This window comes from Streptomyces sp. NPDC005799, assembly GCF_040630525.1.
GTDB lineage: Bacteria > Actinomycetota > Actinomycetes > Streptomycetales > Streptomycetaceae > Streptomyces > Streptomyces griseorubiginosus_B.
This window is the reverse complement of sequence record NZ_JBEXXQ010000169.1, coordinates 1-3,267: the sequence shown is the minus strand read 5'-3', so window position 1 is coordinate 3,267 and position 3,267 is coordinate 1. Positions and strand designations below refer to the sequence as shown.

Genomic DNA, 3,267 nt, shown 5'->3' with positions numbered 1-3,267 from the left:
ACGCGGGAGACCAGCGCATCCAACACCGTTCGGGACGCGCGCAGTTCCAGGAGCTGACAGCAAATGTCACCCCTTGCACACTGTTTAGGAACGGTTTGGGGACATCGAGTGAGAAGTCCTGGCAGGTGGCCAGGGGGATGGCCGTTGAAGATCTCAACGGACGGCTCGGTGCTACGGAGGGGCCCCCACGTCGGCGGGGAAGACACTCGCAAGACGTGTGGGGCCGACTCGCTGAACGGAACACCCCCGTGTTGGCGGGGAGGACGCGCGACATGGGGGCCGGGGCTAATCGATTCGCGGAGTACCCCCGTGTTGGCGGGGAGGACCCCTTCCTGAGTTGCGGATTAGTGATGGCTTTGCTGTCTTTTTACTCGGGTGGGTGTGGTCATGTGGATGAGGGTAGCCGCTGCGTCGTCAGCGCGATGGGCATCGATCGCTACTCCAAGGAACTGGCGACAGAAGTAGCGAAATCACGCGCGGCAGAAAGGTGTAATTCAGGCTAGATCAGGACGAAACATGTCACCATTAACGCAACTCAAGGTCAATATTCAGGCAAGTGGCACGTCACTGTGCGTGCCAGGTGCTGGTGAGGAACTACCACGCCGACGTAGCCCTGAAGTTCCCCCGCTGAACTGAACAGCCTGATACTGGGACGGTTGAGTCCCGGAGGAAGCAGTCCAGATAGTGAGCGGCAAGAGCAACATGAGTAAGCGGTACACGGCCGAGTTCAAGCGGGACGCGATCGCGCTCGTCCGGTCCTCGCCGCATCGGAACGTTACCGAGATTGCCCGGGAGCGGGGAGTGAGCCCTGAGGGGCTGCGGAGCTGGGTCAAGCAGGACAGGACCGACCGGGGCGAGGAGCCGACGGGCGCGCTGACGACGGATGAGCGTGAGGAGTTGCGTCGCGTTCGCCGCGAGCTGGCCGAAGTCGAGAAGGCGAACGAGTGTCTGTATCCGGCATACCGGACGTCGGCGCAGCCGTGAAAATGGGGTCGTGTGGCGGCTGCCCGTCCGACGCCGATGATCTGTGGGCCTGGAGCCCGTAATGAGTCTGGTGCTGGGGCCGGCCCAGAGGGGCTGCGCATTGTTGCTTCGAGCACGCGGGTTAGATTCTCGTTTTCCCTTGCCGGCCCCCGGGCGGCCGTCACTGTTCCGTGCGACCGGGTGGTGGGGAGGCGAGGGTGATGGCGGCCGAAGAGACCGATCTTGAATCGGAGTTGGTGGAGAGGGTCGCGGCGATTGATGTTGCCAAGGCCAGCGGGATGGTGTGTACCCGGGTTCCGCACGAGTCCCGGGCCGGGAGGCGGGTTCAGGAGGTCTGGAACGTTGCTTCGACTACTGCGGGCATCCTCGAACTCGGAGCTCGGCTGTCCGGCTTGGGAATCACTCGGGTGGTGATGGAGGCCACCGGGGTGTACTGGAAGCCGTTCTTCTTCCTGTTGGAGTCCTGCGGGTTGGAGTGCTGGCTGGTCAACGCCCGGGACGTGAAGAACGTCCCGGGTCGGCCGAAGACCGACAAGCTGGATGCCATCTGGCTCGCCAAGCTCGCGGAACGGGGAATGTTGCGCGCCTCGTTCGTACCTCAGCGTCCACTGCGGAAGATCCGGGATCTGACGCGGCTGCGATCCGCGCTCACCCAGGAGCGCACCCGCCACAAGCACCGGGTGGAGAAGGTCCTCGAAGACGCTCAGATCAAGCTGTCATCGGTCCTCACCAACATCTTCGGGCTCTCCGGACGCATGATGCTCGACGCGCTGGTCGCCGGAGTACGCGATCCCCAGCAACTCGCGGAGCTCGCCCAGGGCAAGGCCAAGGCCAAACGAGAAGCGCTGGCCACGGTGTTGACCGGGCAGTTCGACGAGCATCATGCCTACCTGCTGAGCATGCTTCTGGAGGCGATCGACCGGACGCAGACACAGCTCGACGGTCTCACCAGTCGCATACAGGCAGCACTCACCGACCTGGCCGGTGCCGGCGAGGCCGAACCGCGCAGGGGCAACGCTCTGACGCCGCAGGAACGCCTGGACGCGATTCCGGGGATCGGTCCGGCGACCGCCCAGGTCATCCTGGCGGAGATCGGACTCGACATGGCCATCTTCCCAACTGCGGGCCATCTGGTCTCCTGGGCCAAGCTCTCCCCACGAACCATCCAGTCCGCCGGACGGAATCTTCCCGGCGGCATCGGGCAGGGCAACCCCTGGCTGAGGGCGGCCCTGGGCGAGGCCGCGATGGCCGCTGCCCGGACTGACACCTTCCTCGGCGCCCGCTACAAACGGCTGGTGAAGCGCCGAGGCCACGGGAAGGCTCTGGTAGCCGTCGCCCGCTCGATGCTCGTCATCGTCTGGCACCTGCTCAATGATCCGGAGGCCCGGTTCCACGACCTTGGATCCGACTACCACCTGCGGGTCCTCGACTCCGCCGCCCGGACCAAGGGACTCGTGCAACAACTCCAGGCCCTCGGCCACGACGTGACCCTCACCACGAAGGCCGTATAGTCCCAGCCTCCGCCGCCTTCGACCTCGGGAAGACACCCAAGACGGAGGTGGGCATTTTCGGGTTAGATCTTGGTAAAAGTAGTCATGCCGCCGCTGCGCGGCGCCACCGTGGCGGGATGAGAATCGGGGCGGGATCGCCTCTGGGGGACGCCAGCCCAGCGCTACTGTTCGCCATCGGCTCGCCAGGGTCATCCTGCGGATGGTGACGCCCGGTTGACGTCGGTGCCGTGTGGTACTTCGAGTCCGCGAAAAAAGTATGACGTTGGGGCCTGAGGGATCGTTGACTGCTGCCACGAGCGCGAATCTCAGACTCTTCGACTGGTAGGCCCCTTCGGGCGGCACCGCCAGCGGTCGATCGTCGGGGAGGCGAGGATGGACGTTATCGTGGACCGGGTCGCCGGCTTGGACGTGCACCGCGACACCGCGGTCGCCGCGATCCGGGTTCCCGGCAAGCGCCGGGGCAGCCGCCATCATGAGACCCGGACCTACCCGACCACCGTGCGCGGTCTCGGTGAGCTCGGTAACTGGCTGGTCGCCGAGCACATCGAGCTGGCGGGCATGGAGGCAACCGGGATCTACTGGAAGCCTGTGTTTGCCGCGCTGGAGGACCGCCTTGCGTGCTGGCTGCTGAACGCCCATCACATGCACAACGTGCCGGGCCGTAAGACCGACGTGGCTGAACCGCCCCGTGTCAGGTAGAGACTCGATTCCGTGAAGGGATTGAGTCATGGCACGATCCTCCCGTTACCCGCTTGAGCTGCGCCGTCGCGCG

Annotated in this window: 3 protein-coding genes; all 3 read left to right on the top strand. The window is 65.0% G+C overall.

Features of this window, described 5'->3' with window-relative positions; all coding sequences use genetic code 11:
• Window positions 1–684 precede the first annotated feature (684 nt).
• The 3 genes from ABZ453_RS50845 (at window position 685) to ABZ453_RS50835 (ending at window position 3,194) form a co-directional block, all read left to right on the top strand.
• The gene (locus ABZ453_RS50845) at window positions 685–984 is read left to right on the top strand and encodes a transposase (protein WP_359026836.1); all 300 of its coding nucleotides are present in this window, start codon (window positions 685–687) and stop codon (window positions 982–984) included.
• A gap of 200 nt (window positions 985–1,184) precedes the next feature.
• Complete coding sequence (locus ABZ453_RS50840) at window positions 1,185–2,495, top strand: IS110 family transposase (RefSeq protein WP_359026834.1); 1,311 nt, start codon at window positions 1,185–1,187, stop codon at window positions 2,493–2,495.
• A gap of 372 nt (window positions 2,496–2,867) precedes the next feature.
• Window positions 2,868–3,194 (top strand): hypothetical protein, encoded by a 327-nt coding sequence (locus ABZ453_RS50835; RefSeq protein ID WP_359026832.1) that lies wholly within the window; start codon window positions 2,868–2,870, stop codon window positions 3,192–3,194.
• Window positions 3,195–3,267 lie beyond the last annotated feature (73 nt).